Raw genomic sequence first — 20,806 nt, 5'->3', positions numbered from 1 at the left:
TTAAAATTTTAGTTTTCCTTGGATTAAGTTCTTTTGCTTTAAATATTTTATTTTTTCTTCTGCCAACAATAATACTTGATTATCACAATCTACTTCATATAGTTTTTTTGCAATAAAATCACTGTAGAATTCCGTTTTCAATTTTTCTAAATCAAGATTAAAGACATCTGCAAGTTTTTCTAATCTTTTATCATCAAACTCGCGAATACCATTTTCAATTTTGCTTAAGTTCGCAGAATCTAAATCAAGTTTTGCAGCAAGTTGAGTAAGAGTCAACTCACTCTCATTTCTTAGTGTGCGAATATATTCACCAAAAGTTTTTTTCATTTGACTTGAATATTATGACTTGTCAATTTGTGACAAATATAAAAATATTTTTTGGTTTTCAATATGAAGCTAAGAAAATTTTAGTTCTTTTGGTTTATATCAGTAGCAAAACGAAGGTAGCTGAAAACTTTTACAAAGTCAAGCCCTAAAAAAACAAAAGCCCTTTATCTTTAAATAAGGGCTTTTGCTTAGTGATGAATATTTATTTTAAGCCATAATATGTAACTCGGTAAACTCCTTGGTAAGAGTTAACGTGTTATCGCCATTAGGTTTAATGTTTTTTATAGGTATAATAACATTATCAACTTCAATTTTTGAAATTTTAAAAGGCAACCCGTGTAAGTTAATTTTAAAAGTTTTATAGGTAGTAACGAATTTACCTGTTTTGTGTTGCTGAATAATTAACTCATCTTTCTTTCCTAACAAATTAAAATCCCTCAAACTGTACCTACCTTTTATATAATCATAACCATCGGTAGCGTCTTCATACACTTGCGAGGTTTCTTTCCCAAATTTATAATATACATCTAGGGTTAACTCCTCCACGGTTTTTTCACCTACATACTGTTGTATCGGGTATTTAGGTATAATAGCTCCTTCTTTCACAAAAATGGGCATACTATCTAAATCAGCGTCAACCCATAGTTCCTGTCCGCCTTTTACAACTTCATCGGTCCAGAAATTGTACCATTTACCAATTGGGAAATACATACGACGTCCTTTTTGGTTAGGAGCCGTTATTGGGCACACTAATAGTTTTTCACCCACTACAAACTCATCATTTCTATAATGTGTTTGAGGGTCTAATTGATCATATAACACCAACGATTTTAAAATTGGAATACCTTCTTCAACATATCTCCAAAAGGCGGTGTATAAATAAGGTAGTAATTGGTACCTAATCTCAATAAACTTTCTTACAACATCGGTAATAGTATCTCCAAAAGCCCATGGTTCTTGGTCGCCGTGGTCTCCAGAGGAATGGGTTCTACAAAATGGATGAAAAATTCCTAATTGAATCCATCTAGCGTATAATTCGCCATTAGGTTGTTCTGCAAACCCACCAATATCAGAGCCAATAAACGAAAACCCAGACATACACATACGTTGCGCTTGTAAATTGGCAATTGTTAAGTGATCCCAAGTAGCCACATTGTCTCCAGTCCAGCTAGATGTGTAGCGTTGTGTACCAGAATAGGCTGCTCGTGTAATAACAAACGGCCTAAGAGGGTATGAGAACTTTTTTAAACCTTGATAGGTGGCACGTGCCATTTGCATACCATAAACATTATGGGCTTTACGATGGCTACAAGGGTTGCCATCATAATCATGACGTACATCATCAGGAAACGATTTTCCAGGAACATCCATTACTGCAGGTTCGTTCATATCGTTCCAAACCCCTTTAACACCTATATCTTCAATCAGTTCTTTAAATAAGTCAGACCACCATTCTCTCACTTCAGGCTTTGTAAAATCTGGGAAATAACACTCCCCAGGCCATACTTTACCTTTCATATAAGGGCCATCGGCACGCTTACAGAAATAGTCTTTTTCCAAGCCTTCTCTAAACACGGAGTAATCCATGTCTATTTTAATACCCGGATCGATAATAACAATGGTTTTAAAACCATCATCAGCTAATTCCTTAACCATACGTTTTGGGTCGGGAAAATGCTCTTTACTCCATGTAAAGCATCTGAACCCTTCCATATAATCGATGTCTAAATAAATAGCATCACAAGGAATTTGTAGCTCTCTAAACTTTGCTGTAATTTCTTTTACGTTGGACTCTGGATAATAACTCCACTTACATTGATGGTATCCTAACGCCCAAAGCGCTGGCATTGCATGAGGTTTGCCTGTTAAATCGGTATAATTAGCAACCACTTCCGACATTTCAGGACCATAGATGAAATAGTAATTCATTTCACCACCATGCGCCCAAAAACTTGTAATATTTCTGCGTTCGTGACAAAAATCAAAAAACGAACGGAAGGTATTATCAAAAAATACCCCGTAAGCTTTTTTGTTATGTAACGCCGTGTAAAACGGAATGGTTTTATAAATAGGATCGGTATCTCTACCGTAGGCATAAGAATCGGTTACCCAGTTTTCAAAGCGCTTGCCTTTTAGGTTGTTATCAACAGGCTTATCGCCTAAACCGTAAAAGCTTTCTCCGGGTTGAGATACTTTAGACATTTTAACCACATTACCACCATATTGGTAACTTTCTTCCCAATGAAACCCGAGTTCATCTTCACAAATCAAACTATTATCTTTCGCATCATAAATAGAGATGCGTAAGTCGGTTTTTGAAATATTACAAATTAGTTTTGCAGTAGTTATTGTGTAATGGGTTTCATCTTCAGTCACCTCTAGGTGGTTGTAACCTCTGCTTGCATATTTTGTAATGGCATAAGAAAAGTCGTTTTCAAAAATTCCAGTAGTTGTATATCTGAAGCGAAGTATACTATCCCGACGAACGGTAACTTGTAAAGTAACATTGTTTTCAGTGGTGAAAGAAAGAACATTTAGGTTCTTTTCGTATTTTATTATATTGGATGGAAATGCATTTCCTTTGTGTTCTAATTCAGTATTTAATATCATATTTTAGGTATAAATATTAATTGGCGAAAATACTAAAATTAATAGTCGTTGCATCAATATTTTTACTAAAAAAAGCACTCATTAATTATATAAATAACAATTAATGAGTTAAATAATCATTAAATATTTAACCAGCACGCAGACAGGGAGATTCTATCTAGTAAAAACCCCTAGAATAGTATAATATAAACAATTTTTTTAAACTATGTGTTAAACTCAAAAACAGTGATTGCCAAAGGCGCTAAGGTTATTTCAGCAGAATAGTCTTTACCATTCCAAGGTGTTTTTTTAATGGTTATGGCTTTACTGTTAGATACACCGCTACCTCCAAATTCTTTTGCATCACTATTAAAAACTTCTTTTAACTTGCCTTTTACAGGTAATCCAATGCGATATTTTTCTCGAATAGCTGGTGTTAAATTACAAACAACAACAACATTGTTTTCTGGTTTGTAGCCTTTTCTTATATATGAAATAACACAGTTTTGGTGATCGTCGTAGCTTATCCACTCGAAGCCCTCGCCAGTAAAGGCTTTTTCGAATAATGCAGGCGTTGATTTGTAAAACTTATTTAATTCCTTAAAATAATTTTGTGTGTTTTTATGAGGTTCAAATTCCAATAAATTCCAATCTAAACTTTCTTCGAAATTCCATTCGTTATATTGCCCAAATTCACCACCCATAAATAATAGTTTGGTACCAGGATGTGTGAACATATACCCATAAAGTAAACGCAGGTTTGCAAAACGTTGCCATTCGTCACCAGGCATTCTTCCTATAATGGAATTCTTTCCGTAAACCACTTCGTCATGCGATAGTGGCAACATAAAATTTTCGGTAAATGCGTAAGCTAAACTAAACGTAATATCGTTTTGATGAAACTTTCTGTAAATAGGGTCTTTAGCAAAATACTCCAAGGTATCGTGCATCCAACCCATCATCCATTTCATTCCAAAACCTAAACCACCAACAAAGGTTGGTTTTGACACCATAGGAAAAGCTGTTGATTCTTCAGCAATAGTTTGTACGTCAGGAAATGAGGAATAAATCTCTTCATTTAATTCTTTTAAGAAACTTATTACCGCTAAATTTTCTCTTCCGCCATAAATATTAGGCTCCCATTCGCCATCTTCACGTGAATAATCTAAGAACAACATGGATGCTACAGCATCAACACGTAAGCCATCCGCATGATATTGTTCCATCCAAAAACAAGCATTACTAATTAAAAACGAACGCACTTCGTTACGCTCATAATTAAAAATTAAACTTTTCCAATCTTGGTGATACCCTTTACGCTTATCAGGGTGTTCATATAAATTTGAACCATCGAAAAAGCCTAAACCATGCGCGTCTTCAGGGAAATGTGAAGGCACCCAATCTAAAATAATTCCTATATCGTTTTGATGTAGTTTATCTACTAAATATTTAAATTCTTCGGGATAACCAAAACGTGAGGTTGGTGCAAAATAGCCAGTAAGTTGATAACCCCATGATGGATCGTATGGGAATTCCATAATAGGCATCAATTCCACATGCGTAAAATTCATTTCTTTTACGTAGTTAACCAACTCATCCGCCAGCTCGAAATAAGACAAAAAACGGTCTTCTTCTAAATGCCTTTTCCAAGATCCTAAATGCACTTCATATACAGAGTATGGCGTGTCTAAAGCGTTGTGCTTTTTACGTTTTTTCATCCATTTGGCATCTTTCCACTTATAATTGTCGTCCCAAACTATAGAAGCAGTACTTGGTGGGTGCTCACAACGTCTTGCATAAGGGTCTGCCTTTTCTGTTTTTATATTATTGTTATTACTAAGTATCTTGTATTTATAGACATTACCTTTAGTAACAAAAGGGATAAAACCTTCCCAAATACCACTAGAATCCCATCGCACATTAAGCTGATGTTCTCCTTCAATCCAATAGTTAAAATCACCAACTACGGATACTTGTTTAGCGGTTGGAGCCCATACTGCAAAATAAGTCCCTTCAATACCGTCAACAGTTACAATATGAGAGCCTAATTTTTCATAAAGTCTGTAGTGTTTACCAGCTTTAAAAAGGTTTATATCGAATTCTGTAAATAAACTGTGAACTTTTACCTGTGCCATAAATTTTAATGATTTATTATATTAGATATTCCTTTTAACGGAATGACTGCCCATTGTGGACGTGAATTGAGCTCGTAACCCAACTCGTAAACTGCTTTTTCTAATAAGCAGTATTTTAAAATGAAAATGCGCTCTTGATTATAACCTAAGTTCAAATTAGCATTTTGTGTTTTAGTAACATAAGTTCCTAAAAATAAACCTGTAATATATCTATACAACACTTCTCCAGCATTAAATAGGGCCTCTTGAGAGGCTTTATAATGTGTTTCGGCATTATTAAAAATGGTTGCATAAATAGCATAGTGAAAAGACCTAAACAAACCTGCAACATCTTTTAATGGCGGTTGTTTAACTTTTCTATCGCGAATGGTGCTTTCTGGTTCGCCTTCAAAATCTAGAATATAAAAGTCGTTATCCTTAACCAGTATTTGCCCTAAATGATAGTCACCATGAATTCGGATGCGCTCACCTTTAAGTTTTGTCCAATCAAACGTCAAAAAGCGTTTTCTGATGCTGTTTTTTTTATCGAGAAACTCATTGGCTAACTGCAATGCTAAACCTTCTAACTTATGAATATTATTTTCAATCGTATTCAACCGGTTTTGAAACTGATACAGCATTTTATTTTTTAACCATACTGAATAATCTCCATTGTAGTGTGCTGGTGTAAATGCAGTTTCTTCAAATTCTGATCCTAAAGCAATATGCATTTGGGCGGTACGTTTTGCTAAGGTTTCTACTTGTAAAAACAGATTTAATCCAGCCCAATCTATAATTTGAGGCGGAATATCGCGAATACCCAATCGCTGGTATAATTCGGTATTTGGAAGTTTATCAATGACTATGTTTTTATACTCTAAATTACAGAAAACTTTATGTAACTCTTTTAGCATATAATCCCAAGCATCACCTTGATTTGGAACCATTTCCTGCATTAAGCCAATGGTGATATAATCGTCATCTGAATCTACAAGATTGATGCTACCCAAGTATGATGGAGTATTTTTATATCCTTTCTTTTCGGACAAAAACCGACTCATTTCATAATCGGGGTTTTTATCAGCAAATAAGCGTCTAAAAAACTTAAGAACATATTTTTCATTGTAAACTAGCGATGTGTTACTTTGTTCTAAGCCCATAAATCGGGAAGACTCATAACTTATGTTTTCAAATAAATGGCTTTTATGATATTGAACTTTTGTATTATCGAAGGGCTCCGCGGTTGCTATTCTCTCAAAAACCAATTTTCTAAAAGCTTCTAAGTTTATAGCGTCAATTATAAACCCATTTTGATTTTTAATGGTTATAGGAAGAATTCTGTCTTTTTTAGCAAAATTCTCGTCGGTAACAAAAGCAATTGGTAAAAAGTAGTGTTGGTAAAAAGCTTCTACAAAATTAACCTCGAGTATAAGACCGTAATAAACTTCACCTTTTTGTTGAATTTTAAAAAACTCAACTAGTTCTATATATTTAAGTTTACTAGCCTTTCCTCCGTACCAACGTTGTTTAACAATATAATCTTCTAAAACATCAGATAAAAAAGCTTTTACAAAAGCATCACTATCAAGTAACTCTTCCCAAGTTTTATTAAACTGAAAATGAGTGTTTGATGCCGATATTGATGCTTGGGGAGCCATAGTTATTTATTTATTTCGAATATATGAAATGGTAGAGAAGGATGTAACTCTACAAAATTCCATTCTTGATTCCAGTTGTAGTGATTATCGGTAATTAAATCGTGCATTTCAAGGTTTTTACCTGGGTTAACTCCTAAATCTTGTAAAGGAAGTTGAATAACGCCTTGTTGCGAATTATGAGCATCCAAACTAATTACTACTAAAACCTCATTGGTTTTAGCATCATTCCACTTATAGAAAGCTAATAAGTTGTTATTCTCTACATAGCAGAATTTTATATTATTGGTTTGCTGAAGCGCTTCGTTATTATGGCGTATATAATTAACTTTTCCAATTATGGCAATAAGCTTGTTCTTTATATCCCAGTCGTAATGCGTAATTTGAAATTTTTCCGAATTCATATATTCCTCTTTACCAATCAGCGAATCAGACAACATATATTCAAAAACAGGACCGTAAATCCCGATAGAAGAGCTTAATGTCGCTGCTAATACATAGCGCTGAATATGCTTAGATTCGTTTGCTCCTTGTAAGTGATGCGGGTTAATATCTGGTGTATTAGGCCAAAAGTTAGGTTGCATATACTCACGCAATTCACTTTTGGTAAGTTCTTCCATATACTCAATAATCTCATGCTTACTATTGCGCCATGTAAAATAAGTGTAAGACTGTGTATACCCTTGTTTTGCCAACTGTTGCATTACTTTTGGAGCTGTAAACGCTTCTGCTAAGAAAATAATATCGGGGTGTTTTGCTTTGACTTGTGAGATTATCCAATTCCAAAAATAGAAAGGCTTGGTATGAGGGTTGTCAACCCTGAAAATTTTAATACCGCAGTCTATCCAGTACATTAAAATGCTTAAACATTCATCCCAAAGAGCTTTATAATCTTCGCTTTCCCAATAAATAGGCAATATGTCTTGATATTTTTTCGGTGGGTTTTCGGCATATTGAACGGTGCCATCTGGTCTCCACTTAAACCATTTTGGGTGGTCTTTTACCCAAGGATGATCAGGAGCTGCTTGCAACGCATAATCCATAGCAATTTCAATATCATTGTCCTTTGCAGTCTGGATGAGCGATTTAAAGTCCTCAAGAGAGCCTAGTTCTGGGTGAATATCTTTGTGTCCACCATGCTTAGAACCAATACCCCAACACGAACCTACATCTCCAGGTTTAGCCTCGGTAGTATTGTTTTTTCCTTTTCTATTCACTTCTCCAATTGGGTGAATAGGAGGGAAATAAACCACATCAAACCCCAAGGATTTTACTCGTGGTAATAAGCGTTTGCAATCATTGAACGTGCCATGAACACCTTTTTGTTCTGAACTAGAACGTGGAAAGAACTCATACCAAGTACTAAATCGAGCTCTTTTTCGATCAACATAAACTTGAAAATCAATAGAAGTATTATCTAATATCTTTATCGGATTTTCGTAAAAAATTTTATATAATTTATCAGAAGTAGCCTCTTTTAAAGCCTCTTTGTATGTTCCTTCATTTTTAAAGAGCTGATGTAATTCTTGTAAATATTGCTTATCTTCTTTTGAAGATACTTGAGCGGCTAAATCTTTTACATATTCAGACCCTTCTAGCAACTCAGAAAAAACGTATTGATTATCATCAATTTTTCTTTTTAAGCCATACCTCCAGTTTAATGTATAATCTACCCAAGCTTGTACTTTATAGGTGTAAAAACCTTGCTTATCGACGCTAAATGATGCTTGCCATTCGTCGTTTACAACTAGCTGCATACGGGCTTCTCTCCACTTTTTTTCCTTTTCATGTTTGTATAAAACCGAAGCACCCAAAACATCATGTCCGTCTGCCAAAACATGAGCTTGAACGTTAACAATTTCATTTACAACGCGTTTAATATAAAATTCTCCACAGTTAACACTAGGAGAAACATAGTCTATTACAACTCTTCTTTGGTCTTGCATAGTCTTTGTTATGATAATAAAATTATTCTATGATAGTGTTTTTTGGAATGACTGCATCTTTTTTAATTACAACAATGCCGTCCTTTATACAATAGGTGTCTGTTTCTGTATCCTCAAGATGTGACCCGCCAATTATTTTAACGTCATCACCAATACGACAGTTTTTATCCATAATGCAGTTTTTAATAACACAGCGCTCCCCAATACCCATAAGGATTTCAATCTTATTTGATTCCATCTGCTCAAGGGTTTCGTAATAATCATTTCCCATCATATAAGTATTGGTTACCGTTGATTCTTTTCCTATTCTAGACCGAATACCGATTACTGATTTCTCAATTTTTGAAGCGCTTATAATGCAACCTTCAGAAACTACAGCTTTATCTAAAATAGTTCCTGCAATTTTAGTTGTGGGAAGCATTCTTGCATGGGTGTAAATACGTCTACTGTTATCGTAAAGATCAAATTTAGGAATATCATCGGTTAACCCTAAATTGGCTTCAAAAAACGACCCTACAGTTCCAATATCTGTCCAATAACCCTCATACTGATAGCTTAGGGTTTTATGTTTATCTATAGCTTGCGGAATGATTTCTTTTCCAAAATCATTGGTGTCAGGGTTTTTCATTAAATCAACCAATAAGTTTTTATTAAAGATATAAATACCCATAGAAGCCAGATAATTTCTCCCTTGAGATTTCATATCATCACTCACTTCGGAAGTCCAATCAGGAAGCAGACTCGTATCGGGTTTTTCGATAAAAGAAGTTATAACACTTTCATCATTAGCTTTAAGAATACCAAAACCTGTGGCGTCTTTAGCATTTACAGGAATGGTAGCTATAGAAATTTCAGCACCAGAGGCTTCGTGTGCAGCTATCATTTTATCGTAATCCATTTGATACAACTGATCTCCAGATAAGATTAAGGCATATTCAAAGTCGTTACCTAAAAAATGGTGCATACTCTGTCTTACGGCATCAGCAGTTCCTTGAAACCATGTTTTGTTATTAGGAGTTTGCTCAGCAGCTAATACATCCACAAATGCACTACTAAAGAAACTAAAATGATAAGTGTTTTTTATATGCTTATTTAAACCAGCGGAGTTAAATTGAGTTAACACATAAATGCGTTTAATGTCTGCATTTATACAATTAGAAATAGGGATGTCCACCAACCTGTATTTTCCAGCAATGGGAACTGCTGGCTTTGAGCGTCTATCTGTTAAGGGGTATAACCTTGAACCCTGGCCACCTCCTAAAATAATTGCTAAAATCTTATCATTAATCATATCGCTTAGTTTTAATTTGGTTATAATAAAGACTTATATAGTTCTTCAACTTGTTTTGCAATAGCAATCCAGTCAAAATAATCTTCAACACGTTTTCTTCCATTTTTTGCCATAGTTTCTCTTAAGGTTTTGTCATTAATAACTGTATTAATACCATCAGCTAAATCACGAGCAAACTTATCTGGATCTATGGGTTCAAAAGGAGCCACTTTTTGCTGTTCTAACGGGATTAAAAGCCCTGTTTCACCATGAACAACCACCTCTTTTATACCGCCAACAGCACTCGCCACAACCGCAGTATTACAAGCCATAGCTTCGATATTTATAATACCAAAAGGCTCGTAAATAGAAGGACAACAAAACACATCAGCATGAGAGTACAATTGAATGATTTCTTCTTTAGTAACCATTTTGTCAATCCAAACCACATTGTTACGTGTTTTTTTAACTTCGTTAACGGCATCTTCCATTTCTTTACCTATTTCGGCGGTATCTGGAGCGCCTGCACAAAGCACAATTTGTGTATCCGCATCAATATATTTAATAGCGTTTACTAAATGTATAATCCCTTTCTGTCTTGTAATTCGACCAACAAATAACACATAGGGCTTGGTTTTGTCAACACCATAGGCATCTAATGTTGATGTGTCGGTTGTAACCGTATATTGTTGAAGATTTATACCATTGTATATAACCTTTACTTTATTTTCATCTACATTAAAATGTTTAAGCACATCTTCTTTAGTTTCTTCAGAAACAGCAATGAGCGCATCAGCCATTTCTAGAGCTGTTTTTTCTATCCAAGAAGAGGCGTCATAACCCAAGCCTAATTGCTCTCTTTTCCAAGGCCTCAAAGGTTCTAAAGAATGGGTTGTAATAACTAATGGAATTCCATAACAAAGTTTAGCAACAATGCCCGCAAAATGGGCATACCAAGTATGACAATGAACAATATCAGCATCCACAGGGTCGGCATTCATTTCTACACAAGTAGCCAAAGTTTGCAAAACAGCCTTGATTTTGGAATCGGACTTATCAAATACAGGGTTGTTTGAAGGGTAGCCTTTTACAGCTAGATTTCCGTCTTTTACGTCTTGGTCACCGAAACTTCTAACGTCAATCTCCATAAGTTTTGCAAGTTCTGCTGCTAAATATTCTACATGAACACCAGCACCTCCGTAAACATAGGGTGGAAATTCTTTAGTGTAAAAAAGTGCTTTCATATTAAAATTATTAAATAGATACCTAAAAAAGAAAACTGATATTTAAAACAACATTTTTCTGCAAAGGTTAAAAATTACAAATACCATTTTGTAAAGGTATTTGGTTGAAAATCAAATAAGTCAAGGGGCAGATTTTACTAAAATTGTTAATAACCATTATAGGGTTTAGATTTAAAATTGAACAAAAACAATATTAGTTAATCTCACGATATTTAAGGAATTGATAAGGCTTAGTTAGCAATATCATTTACCGTGATATAAACATACAAAATAATTTATTAACAATTTTATGGATTCTTATTTTTAAAGAAAATAATGCAGAACAGCCTTAAATAAAAATTATCGATAATAAAAACAACTAAATACAATTAATTACTTTAAATTTTTCAATCAAATAGATTTTAATTTCTAAATCAATTTGATTTATGAAGTAAAACCTTTACCTAAAAAATTTCAGGTAAAGGTTTTATTGAAATAGAGCCTTAAATTTATTTACCGGTTTGCGTTTCTTAAATTCCAAATCAAGGACAATGTTAGCAAATTGCTCTTATTAATTAAGAACCATGTTGTATTGTCTTTAAATTCGCCGCCACTTTCGGGTTTTAATGTTTGACTTTGATAGGCAAAAATATTGGTTTGTACCATAATTGCTATTTGTGTAGATAGTATAACATAAAGACCCACTACTAAGCCAGCCGTAAGGCGCGTTATATCGGTTTTACCGCCACCTGACTTTAATTTATCTGAGCCTAATTCATAGGCCAGCAGTGCGCCGTATAAAAATTGAACTTGATTATATTGAGTTATGGAATGAAACATTAACATCTGTAACTGAAAGCCAATAAGGCTGGAAGTGAAGAAATCGGAACTGGAGCCGCTATATTTAGCCCCAAGTGAAGCATAGAGAGCGGAATTAGTGTACATTGCCAATTGCATGTAGTATGCGGCACCAAGACACCATAGAGTTTGGTCGCTTATAAAACCTAAACCACCGGTTATACCGAACATAGCTCGAGCAAAAGAGGCGGCCACCTCTGGGTCATGTGTTTCCAAAGTTCCTAACTCATTTAACATTTCGGGATTTCCGGCTTCAATAAAATTAAAAGGGTCTAAAACTTCTGGTATTTCGTTTAAGTCATTATTCATGAAACTTAAACTCATACCTGTGTCTAAAATATTAGTTGATAAATTATTGGGGCTAAACTGTGCACTAATATTATTGGATAGTAAAAGGAATAAAACGGAGCAAACGGTGGTGAGAAGTTTTGTTTTCATAATATGTAATTTGATTGGTTACTTAATAAAAAGTAGTATCAATATCATGAAAATTTGAAGCTTTTGAGAGTTTTAAGGTATAAAAAATAATCCAATCAAACAAAAAATACGCCTGATTATCAATGATTTATAAAAATAAGCTTTAATCATTCAATTTCAAGACCGCCATAAAAGCTTGTTGAGGAATTTCTACATTACCAACTTGACGCATACGTTTTTTACCCTTTTTTTGTTTTTCAAGAAGTTTACGTTTACGCGAAATATCGCCACCATAACATTTGGCAGTTACATCTTTACGTAAAGCTTTGATAGTTTCACGAGAAATAATTTTAGCCCCAACAGCTGCTTGAATAGGAATGTCAAATTGTTGCCGCGGGATAAGTTCTTTTAACTTTTCACACATCTTTCGACCAATATTTTGAGCATTGTCTGCGTGTATTAAAGCTGAAAGCGCATCAACAGGTTGAGCATTTAACAAGATATCTAAACGAACAAGTTTAGATGTTTTCATGCCGATTGGGTGATAATCAAAAGAAGCGTAACCTTTTGAAACAGTTTTTAATCGATCATAAAAATCGAAAACAATTTCAGCTAAAGGCATTTCAAAAGCCAGTTCAACACGTTCTGGTGTTAAATAGGTTTGATTGGTAATGATGCCTCGTTTTTCAATACATAGGGACATTACGTTACCTATAAAATCGGCTTTCGTAATAATAGTAGCTTTAATATAGGGCTCTTCAACGCGGTTTAAGGTTGATGGCTCTGGAAGGTCTGACGGGTTATTTACTGTAATTGGTGTGTCTGGATACTTATTTGTGTATGCTAAATAAGACACGTTTGGTACAGTAGTAATAACCGTCATATCAAATTCTCGCTCCAAACGCTCTTGTATAATTTCCATATGAAGCATTCCTAAGAATCCACAACGGAATCCAAATCCTAATGCGGCTGAACTCTCCGCTTGAAACACTAACGAAGCATCGTTTAACTGAAGCTTCTCCATGGAGTTTCTAAGTTCTTCATAATCCTCCGTATCTACAGGATAAATGCCAGCAAATACCATAGGTTTTACATCTTCAAACCCTTCAACAACATTAGTAGTTGGGTTTGCAAAATCAGTTATAGTATCACCAACTTTTACTTCTTTTGCGGTTTTAATGCCCGTAATTAAATAACCTACATCACCCGCTTTTACACTTTGTTTTGCAACTTGCGTTAATTTTAAAGTCCCAACTTCATCTGCGTAATAGTCTTTTTTAGTAGCCACAAACTTTATGTGTTGCCCCTTTTTTATTTCGCCATCAAAAACTCTAAAATAAGTTTCAATACCTCTAAACGTATTGTAAACAGAATCAAAAATTAATGCTTGAAGTGGAGCGTTTGGGTTGCCTTTGGGTGCAGGAATACGTTCAATAATCGCCGCTAAAATATTATCTACACCAAAGCCTGTTTTTCCACTCGCGTGGATGACCTCATCTGGCTTACAACCTAATAAATCTACAATATCATCCGTTACTTCTTCTGGATTCGCACTAGGTAGATCAACTTTATTTAAAATCGGAATAATCTCTAGGTCATTTTCTAATGCCAAATATAAATTTGATATGGTTTGCGCCTGAATACTTTGTGCTGCATCAACAATAAGTAGTGCACCTTCGCAGGCTGCGATAGAACGCGAAACCTCATAACTAAAATCTACGTGACCAGGTGTGTCGATAAGGTTTAGCACATATTTCTCTCCTTGATATTCGTAATCCATTTGAATGGCATGCGACTTGATGGTAATTCCACGCTCACGCTCCAAATCCATATTATCAAGTAATTGGTCTTGCTTTTCTCTATCAGTAACAGAACCAGTAAAATCCAGCAATCGGTCGGCAAGTGTACTTTTACCGTGATCTATATGTGCAATAATGCAAAAGTTTCTAATATTCTTCATAAGGATATCTCTATAAAAAAGATTTTGCAAATATAGTTGAATTATTCAGCTATTTGGCGAATATTTAAAAAGCAATTAATCTTGCCATTCGGCAATAAAAAGATTTGTATCTCTTCCGCCTCCGTTGTTTCTATTTGATGAAAAAGCTAAGTATTTACCATTATTTGAAAACACAGGAAAGGCATCAAATGTATCGCTATGTGTTACACGCTCTAAATTCTTTCCATCAATATCAATTAAATACAGATTAAATGGGAACCCACGTTCAGCTTCAAAATTTGATGAAAACAAAATCTTTTTCCCCGATGGATGAAAAAATGGACTCCAATTAGCATTTCCTAAATCAGTCAACTGCCTTAAATCACTACCATCTGCATTACAAATGTAGAGTTCCATTTCGGTTGGTTCAACCAAACCTTGAGCTAATAAGTCTTTGTATTCTTTTATTTCTTGTTCCGTTTTAGGGCGGGACGAACGGAAAATTATTTTTGTGCCATCTGGTGAGAAAAATGCACCACCATCATAACCCAATTCGTTAGTTATTTGTTTTACTTCGGTTCCGTCAAGATTCATAGTATACAGTTCTAAATCACCACTTCTAGTTGAGGTAAATACAATTTTGTCGCCTTTTGGAGACACGGTTGGTTCTGCATCATAGCCCTTTTCATTAGTGAGTTGCTTTACAATGTTACCTTCTAAATCGGCTACAAAAATGTCGAAAGTATCATAAACAGGCCAAATGTACTTTCCGTTTTTACGCAATGGTACCTCAGGGCATTCTTCATCGGCTAAATGCGTAGAAGCGTATATAATATGTTTGTTGTCAGGCAAAAAATATGAGCAAGTGGTTCTACCCATTCCAGTACTTACCATTGAAGGTGTTTTGTCATTAAAAATATCGTCGGCATTCATCAAAAACATCTGGTCGCAAGCAACATTCCAGTTTTTGTTATTAGATTGAAACACCAATTGTTTGTCATCAAAACTCCAATAGGCTTCGGCGTTATCACCTCCAAAAGTAACTTGACGGATAGATTTAAAATGACTTTCCTCGGGATAAATTAACGAATCTTTTACAGCAACAGTTTCCTTAGCTTCGGGTTTTTTAGCATTGTTTTTGCAGCTAAAAAATAAAACGGTAAAAGCAAAAATGTATATATATTTCATCTGTTTAATTTTTAGTTTTTTATCGGTCAGATGTAATTCGCCGATAATTATTTCGGTTTGTATCAATTTCTATTTAGGGCTCATTTCATAACAATAATTGGCTAAATTTGCACAAAATTACTATTTATGAAAATGAAACACAGCATTCTCGTCTTTTTTTTATTGATTTTAGCAGCTTGTAAATCAGAAGTTTCAAAATTAGTTTCGATAGAAGACGATGTTACTTTTTTATCTGCCGATGCTTTGGAAGGAAGACAAACAGGAACAAAGGGTGAAAAAGCTGCAGCAGAATATATTGCAAAACGCTTTAAAAGCTTAGGTTTAGAGGAAAAAGGGACAAATGGCTATTTTCAAGAATTTTCATTTAAACCAAAAACAAATCCACATCAAAAAGTAAATTATACGGTTAAAGAAGGCGATGGCACAATTACAGGAACTAATGTAATTGGGTTTTTAAATAATAATGCAGAAAATACAATAGTAATTGGCGCACATTATGATCATTTGGGTTATGGTGCGGAAGGTTCGTTGCATAGAGGAGAAAAAGCCATTCATAATGGAGCCGATGACAATGCGAGTGGAATAGCGGTTATGTTGAATTTAGTCGAAAAATTAAAAGATAAAAATACGAGTAATAACTACTTATTTATGGCATTTTCAGGTGAAGAAATGGGCTTGTTAGGATCAAATTATTTTGTAAAGAATGCAACTATTGACACACAAAAAATCAATTATATGATTAATATGGATATGGTTGGGCGGTTAAAAGCAGATAGCACACTTGCGGTTTATGGTGTTGGAACTTCCCCTATTTTAAAACAAACCCTAAACGCGCACAATAATAATTTTAAGTTGATTCAGAAAGAATCAGGTATAGGACCGAGCGACCATACATCTTTTTACAATGCCGATATTCCAGTATTACACTTTTTTACGGGTCAGCATGAAGATTACCATAAACCAACTGATGATTTTGAAAAGCTAAATTATGAAGGGATGACAACCATTTCGAATTATATTTTTGAAGTGATTTCCGATTTAGATAACAACGGGAAATTACCATTTAGAAAAACTAAGAATGAAAGTGAAGAAACCCCAAGATTCAAGGTTGGGTTGGGTGTTATACCCGATTATATGTTTGACGGAAAAGGTATGCGTATTGATGGCATAAGCGAGGATAAACCAGCGCAAAAAGCAGGATTACAAAAAGGAGATATTGTTATAAAACTAGGTGATAGTACCGTGACCGATATGATGAGTTACATGAAAGTCTTGTCAACTTTTAAAGAAGGCAACACAACAACAGTAATTGTTGATAGAAATGGAAAAATGATACAAGCCAACATAGAATTTTAGATATTCAATTCATTTTCAATACTTTTGCAGTCCTAAAAATATCAAAGTGGTAAAAATAGACAACATAGAACTTCCAGACTTCCCATTGCTTTTAGCGCCCATGGAAGATGTTAGCGACCCACCATTTCGTGCTTTGTGTAAAGAACAAGGTGCCGATGTTGTGTATACCGAGTTCGTGTCGAGCGAAGGGTTAATTCGTAACGCCGCAAAAAGCGTTATGAAGCTTGATATCTACGAAAAAGAACGACCAGTAGGCATTCAAATATTTGGAGCTAATTTGGATAGTATGCTTCAAACCATTGATATTGTTGAAAAATCGAACCCCGATATTATTGATATTAATTTTGGGTGCCCAGTAAAAAAAGTAGTGAGTAAAGGTGCAGGCGCAGGTATTTTAAAAGATGTGTGCTTAATGGAAAAGCTCACTGCAGAAATGGTAAAACGCACCAATATTCCAATTACAGTAAAAACCCGTTTGGGTTGGGATCACGATTCTATAAGAATTGTTGAGGTTGCAGAACGTTTGCAAGACGTAGGTTGTAAAGCTATTGCCATACATGGGCGCACACGAGCTCAAATGTATAAAGGCAGTGCCGATTGGAAACCAATTGCAGCCGTAAAAAACAATCCGAGAATGCATATTCCGGTGTTTGGAAATGGTGATGTAGACTCACCAGAAAAAGCCATGGAAATGAGAGACAGTTATGGGCTTGATGGCGCCATGATTGGTAGAGCAAGTATTGGCAACCCTTGGTTTTTTAAACAAGTAAAACACTTTTTTAATACTGGTGAGTATTTAGCTCCTATTAGTTTAGAAGAGCGCGTTGAAGCCGCTCGTCTTCACTTACAAATGGCCATTGACTGGAAAGGCGAAACACTGGGTGTTTTTGAAACCCGACGCCATTATACCAATTACTTTAAAGGCATTCCACATTTTAAAGAATATCGCACGAAAATGGTTACAAGCGACAGACCTGAAGATGTGTTTGCTGCTTTTGATGAAGTGCTAGAAGTGTTTTCAGATTACCAATTTGCAGAATAAGTTTTTGATAACTCAAAAAACGATTTAAAAGGTTTTAACAAGTGATTTTGTTATGCGCACCGAAGCTATTTTAGAAGCAACCACACCCAATATGGTTATAGTAAAAAATGCGATTAGAAAGTTTTCAGGCTTTATGGTTACAGGGTAAGCCAAGGTTGGAGTTATCATTACTAAATTAAAAACTTTCTGTAGCACGATAACAATGAGTGCTAAACCTAAGCCAATAAAACCACCTACTACACTCATTAAACTACCTTGTAAAAAGAAAATTTTCCTAATATCTTTAATGGTAACACCAATATTAAACAGTGTATTTAAACTTCGCTTTTTATCTAAAATCATCATTATCAAAGAGCCTACCACATTAAAAAAAGCAATAATTAAAACTAGCGTAAAGATTAAATACACTGCCAAATTTTCGGTATTTAACATTTTGTAAAGCGCGTCGTTTAGTTGGTCTCTATTTTTTATTAGAACTTTATCGCCTAACACAGATTGAATATCAGCCTTTGCCTCATCTTCGTCTGCACCATCTTTGAGCTTAAATTCAATAGATGTAATTTGATTAGGGTCGTAATTCAACAAGTTCTTCGTTAAATCTATAGAGCTGTAGATGTAGGTGTCATTTATAGTTTCGTTAATATAAAACACGCCAACATTAATAGCGCTAATAGTATTGTAGGCGTTTTTTGCAGAGGTAATTTGGCCTTTTCCTGGTTTAGGCACATAAAGATTTAAAGGCTTTGTAAAATCAAGTACTCCTAGCGATAAAGTGTTAGAAATACCCCAACCAACCACAAGTTGATTTGATTTTTGGTCTAACCAACTACCGTATTCCATTATAGTATCTACATTTACAACTTTAGGGTAATTTTTATCAACACCCTTTATGGTTGCAATCGTGTTTTTATCCTTAAAGGCTATAATGGCACGTTCTTCAATTATTTTCGAGTAAAAGGCAACGTTTTCTAGTTTATTAAGCTTTTCAATTTCTGTTTCAGATAAATCAAAGGACTTTCCAGTAGAGGCTTCTGCTTTTAAATCTGGGTCAACAATACTAGAAAACTGAAGGGTAAAGTCTTTTAATCCAGCAAAACCAGAAAGTACGACAAACAAAGAAGCAGTGCCTAAAATAACCCCAACGAGTGCAATGTAGGTTATAATATTAATGGCGTTATTACTACTTTTCGATCGTAAATAACGTTTTGCAATATAAAGGGAAACATTCATGCTTTAAATATAAAAAAGAAAGCTAAGTTTTTAAACTTAAAGCACCATATTATAAGGCTTAAGATTTTTTTCTTTTATCCAAAATAGAAGGGTCTTTAATAGGGTTTTCTTCTCCTTTTAAAGATTTATTTATTTTATCAATGTACTCCAAAGAGTCATCAATAAAAAATTCTAAATGGGGCATTCTACGTAATTGGTGTTTAGTGCGTTGTGCTAACTCATGTCTAATTAATGGGGTGTTAGATTTTATCCCTTCCATGAGCTCTTTCCCTTTATCGTTAGGAAAAATGCTGACATAAACCTTTGCCACAGATAAATCAACCGTAACTTTTACCTTAGTAACCGATATTAATACACCACGCATACCGCCATGAGTAGCGGCGCTTTGTAGCACTTCAGCTAAATCATTTTGTAAAACGGATCCTATTTTTTTTTGTCTTTGACTTTCTTCCAAAACCTAATTTTTTTAAACTCCAATGAGTTTAGAGTGCAAAAATAAGGCATATTTAAAGATTATCTTAATTTTGGATTGTATAATTTGTATCTTAAACTATTAATAGATTTTCAAAGTGATCAGAAATAAAAATAAACACATCAATGAACAAGATTGAACATATAGGAATTGCCGTAAAAAGTCTGAGAGAATCGAATGAATTGTTTTCAAAACTATTTGGGAAACCTCACTATAAAGTGGAAGAAGTAAAAAGTGAAGGCGTCAATACTTCTTTTTTTAAAGTTGGTGAAAACAAAATAGAGTTGTTGGAAGCAACGAATAACGATAGCCCGATTGCAAAATTTATTGAAAAAAAAGGTGAGGGTATTCATCATATAGCCTTTGATGTTGATGATATTGAGTCTGAAATTGAGCGCTTAAAAAAAGAAGGCTTTAAAGTACTAAATGAAACCCCCAAATGTGGCGCAGATAATAAGCTGGTTGCTTTTATACACCCAAAGTCTGCAAACGGGGTTTTAATTGAATTGTGTCAGGATATAAAGAAATAATTTTTCTTGCTAACAAATAAAATAAGTAGTAATATTGCACTCCAATTTCGGTCCTATAACTCAGTTGGTTAGAGTATCTGACTCATAATCAGAAAGTCCCTGGTTCGAGCCCAGGTGGGACCACTTCTAGAAATTGTAAAGCCTTTCGTTTTGAAAGGCTTTTTTTGTTTAAGGCAATAAATCCTCATAAATATTTAATTTTAAAGGAAGTAAGCGCATTTTAATTTTTGTTTTAAGTGAAAATATATATATTTGTTTTTGTAAATTGAAAACCGGGGATTTTTTTTATTCGTAGATATTTTTGTTGGTTAACAAGGTATCTATTAAAATAGTTTAAAATGTTAACAAAAATAGCATTTCGTCGATAATTTTAAACACTTTATGGATGTTTTTTTGTTGTTGATAGCTAATAAATTTTGTTAACCCGCTTTTTTTTATACATTTGTGACCCCATGACAATACAAAATAAAAGAATATTTGCCTCAGTCTTATTTGTATTAATAAGCTACATTTGTGTCGGTCAAACGCCACCGCCTCCGGGTCCTCCACCTCCGCCAGGGTTTCCTATTGACGGCGGTCTTTTATTTGGAGTTGTTTTTGCGTTATTCTACGGGGTTAAAAAACTTTTCTTTGTTAAGAGTAGTAAGTAA

Annotated in this window: 16 protein-coding genes and 1 tRNA gene; 5 read left to right on the top strand and 12 right to left on the bottom strand. The window is 34.5% G+C overall.

Going from position 1 to position 20,806, the window contains the following annotated elements; genetic code table 11:
- From L3X39_RS02740 to L3X39_RS02695, 10 genes are all read right to left on the bottom strand, one after another.
- The gene (locus tag L3X39_RS02740) at positions 1 to 327 is read right to left on the bottom strand and encodes a helix-turn-helix domain-containing protein (RefSeq protein ID WP_237230099.1); all 327 of its coding nucleotides are present in this window, start codon (positions 325 to 327) and stop codon (positions 1 to 3) included.
- A 207-nt stretch (positions 328 to 534) separates the two neighbouring features.
- Positions 535 to 2,937 (bottom strand): glycoside hydrolase family 31 protein, encoded by a 2,403-nt coding sequence (locus L3X39_RS02735; protein ID WP_237230097.1) that lies wholly within the window; start codon positions 2,935 to 2,937, stop codon positions 535 to 537.
- Positions 2,938 to 3,140: 203 nt separating this feature from the next.
- Positions 3,141 to 5,051, bottom strand: a complete 1,911-nt coding sequence (gene glgB, locus L3X39_RS02730; protein WP_237230096.1) for a 1,4-alpha-glucan branching protein GlgB — start codon at positions 5,049 to 5,051, stop codon at positions 3,141 to 3,143.
- Positions 5,052 to 5,056: 5 nt separating this feature from the next.
- Positions 5,057 to 6,688: a trehalose synthase gene (locus L3X39_RS02725; RefSeq protein ID WP_237230094.1), complete on the bottom strand. Its 1,632-nt coding sequence runs from the start codon at positions 6,686 to 6,688 to the stop codon at positions 5,057 to 5,059.
- A 2-nt stretch (positions 6,689 to 6,690) separates the two neighbouring features.
- Positions 6,691 to 8,631, bottom strand: coding sequence for an alpha-1,4-glucan--maltose-1-phosphate maltosyltransferase (locus L3X39_RS02720; protein WP_237230087.1), 1,941 nt, complete (start codon positions 8,629 to 8,631; stop codon positions 6,691 to 6,693).
- 22 nt (positions 8,632 to 8,653) lie between these two features.
- The gene (locus tag L3X39_RS02715) at positions 8,654 to 9,922 is read right to left on the bottom strand and encodes a glucose-1-phosphate adenylyltransferase (protein ID WP_237230085.1); all 1,269 of its coding nucleotides are present in this window, start codon (positions 9,920 to 9,922) and stop codon (positions 8,654 to 8,656) included.
- A 20-nt stretch (positions 9,923 to 9,942) separates the two neighbouring features.
- Positions 9,943 to 11,145, bottom strand: a complete 1,203-nt coding sequence (gene glgA, locus L3X39_RS02710) for a glycogen synthase (RefSeq protein ID WP_237230082.1) — start codon at positions 11,143 to 11,145, stop codon at positions 9,943 to 9,945.
- Between the two features lie 492 nt (positions 11,146 to 11,637).
- Positions 11,638 to 12,420, bottom strand: coding sequence for a hypothetical protein (locus L3X39_RS02705; RefSeq protein ID WP_237230081.1), 783 nt, complete (start codon positions 12,418 to 12,420; stop codon positions 11,638 to 11,640).
- Positions 12,421 to 12,562: 142 nt separating this feature from the next.
- Positions 12,563 to 14,359, bottom strand: a complete 1,797-nt coding sequence (gene lepA, locus L3X39_RS02700; RefSeq protein ID WP_237230080.1) for a translation elongation factor 4 — start codon at positions 14,357 to 14,359, stop codon at positions 12,563 to 12,565.
- 75 nt (positions 14,360 to 14,434) lie between these two features.
- On the bottom strand, positions 14,435 to 15,526 hold the full coding sequence (locus tag L3X39_RS02695) for a TolB family protein (protein WP_237230079.1): 1,092 nt from the start codon (positions 15,524 to 15,526) through the stop codon (positions 14,435 to 14,437).
- Positions 15,527 to 15,658: 132 nt separating this feature from the next.
- Between L3X39_RS02695 and L3X39_RS02690 the strand changes: the two genes are divergently transcribed.
- Positions 15,659 to 16,882: a M20/M25/M40 family metallo-hydrolase gene (locus L3X39_RS02690; protein WP_237230635.1), complete on the top strand. Its 1,224-nt coding sequence runs from the start codon at positions 15,659 to 15,661 to the stop codon at positions 16,880 to 16,882.
- Positions 16,883 to 16,928: 46 nt separating this feature from the next.
- On the top strand, positions 16,929 to 17,924 hold the full coding sequence (gene dusB / locus L3X39_RS02685) for a tRNA dihydrouridine synthase DusB (protein WP_237230078.1): 996 nt from the start codon (positions 16,929 to 16,931) through the stop codon (positions 17,922 to 17,924).
- A 24-nt stretch (positions 17,925 to 17,948) separates the two neighbouring features.
- Here the strand turns inward: dusB and L3X39_RS02680 are convergent, their stop codons facing one another.
- Positions 17,949 to 19,154 (bottom strand): ABC transporter permease, encoded by a 1,206-nt coding sequence (locus L3X39_RS02680; RefSeq protein WP_237230077.1) that lies wholly within the window; start codon positions 19,152 to 19,154, stop codon positions 17,949 to 17,951.
- A gap of 58 nt (positions 19,155 to 19,212) precedes the next feature.
- On the bottom strand, positions 19,213 to 19,608 hold the full coding sequence (gene rbfA / locus L3X39_RS02675; protein WP_237230076.1) for a 30S ribosome-binding factor RbfA: 396 nt from the start codon (positions 19,606 to 19,608) through the stop codon (positions 19,213 to 19,215).
- 143 nt (positions 19,609 to 19,751) lie between these two features.
- On the opposite strand from rbfA, the gene mce reads away from it, so the two are divergent.
- The 3 genes from mce to L3X39_RS14775 all read left to right on the top strand — a co-directional run bounded on the left by mce (position 19,752) and on the right by L3X39_RS14775 (position 20,806).
- Positions 19,752 to 20,156 carry a methylmalonyl-CoA epimerase gene (gene mce, locus L3X39_RS02670; protein ID WP_237230065.1) on the top strand — a complete coding sequence of 135 codons (405 nt, stop codon included), beginning with the start codon at positions 19,752 to 19,754 and terminating at the stop codon, positions 20,154 to 20,156.
- Positions 20,157 to 20,205: 49 nt separating this feature from the next.
- Positions 20,206 to 20,279 (top strand) — tRNA-Ile (locus tag L3X39_RS02665).
- A gap of 329 nt (positions 20,280 to 20,608) precedes the next feature.
- On the top strand, positions 20,609 to 20,806 hold the full coding sequence (locus tag L3X39_RS14775; RefSeq protein WP_369411608.1) for a PID-CTERM protein-sorting domain-containing protein: 198 nt from the start codon (positions 20,609 to 20,611) through the stop codon (positions 20,804 to 20,806).

This window comes from Flaviramulus multivorans (assembly GCF_021728415.1).
Taxonomy (GTDB): domain Bacteria; phylum Bacteroidota; class Bacteroidia; order Flavobacteriales; family Flavobacteriaceae; genus Sabulilitoribacter; species Sabulilitoribacter multivorans.
Note: the sequence above shows the minus strand (reverse complement) of the source record. Positions and strands in the feature narration are given on the sequence as shown.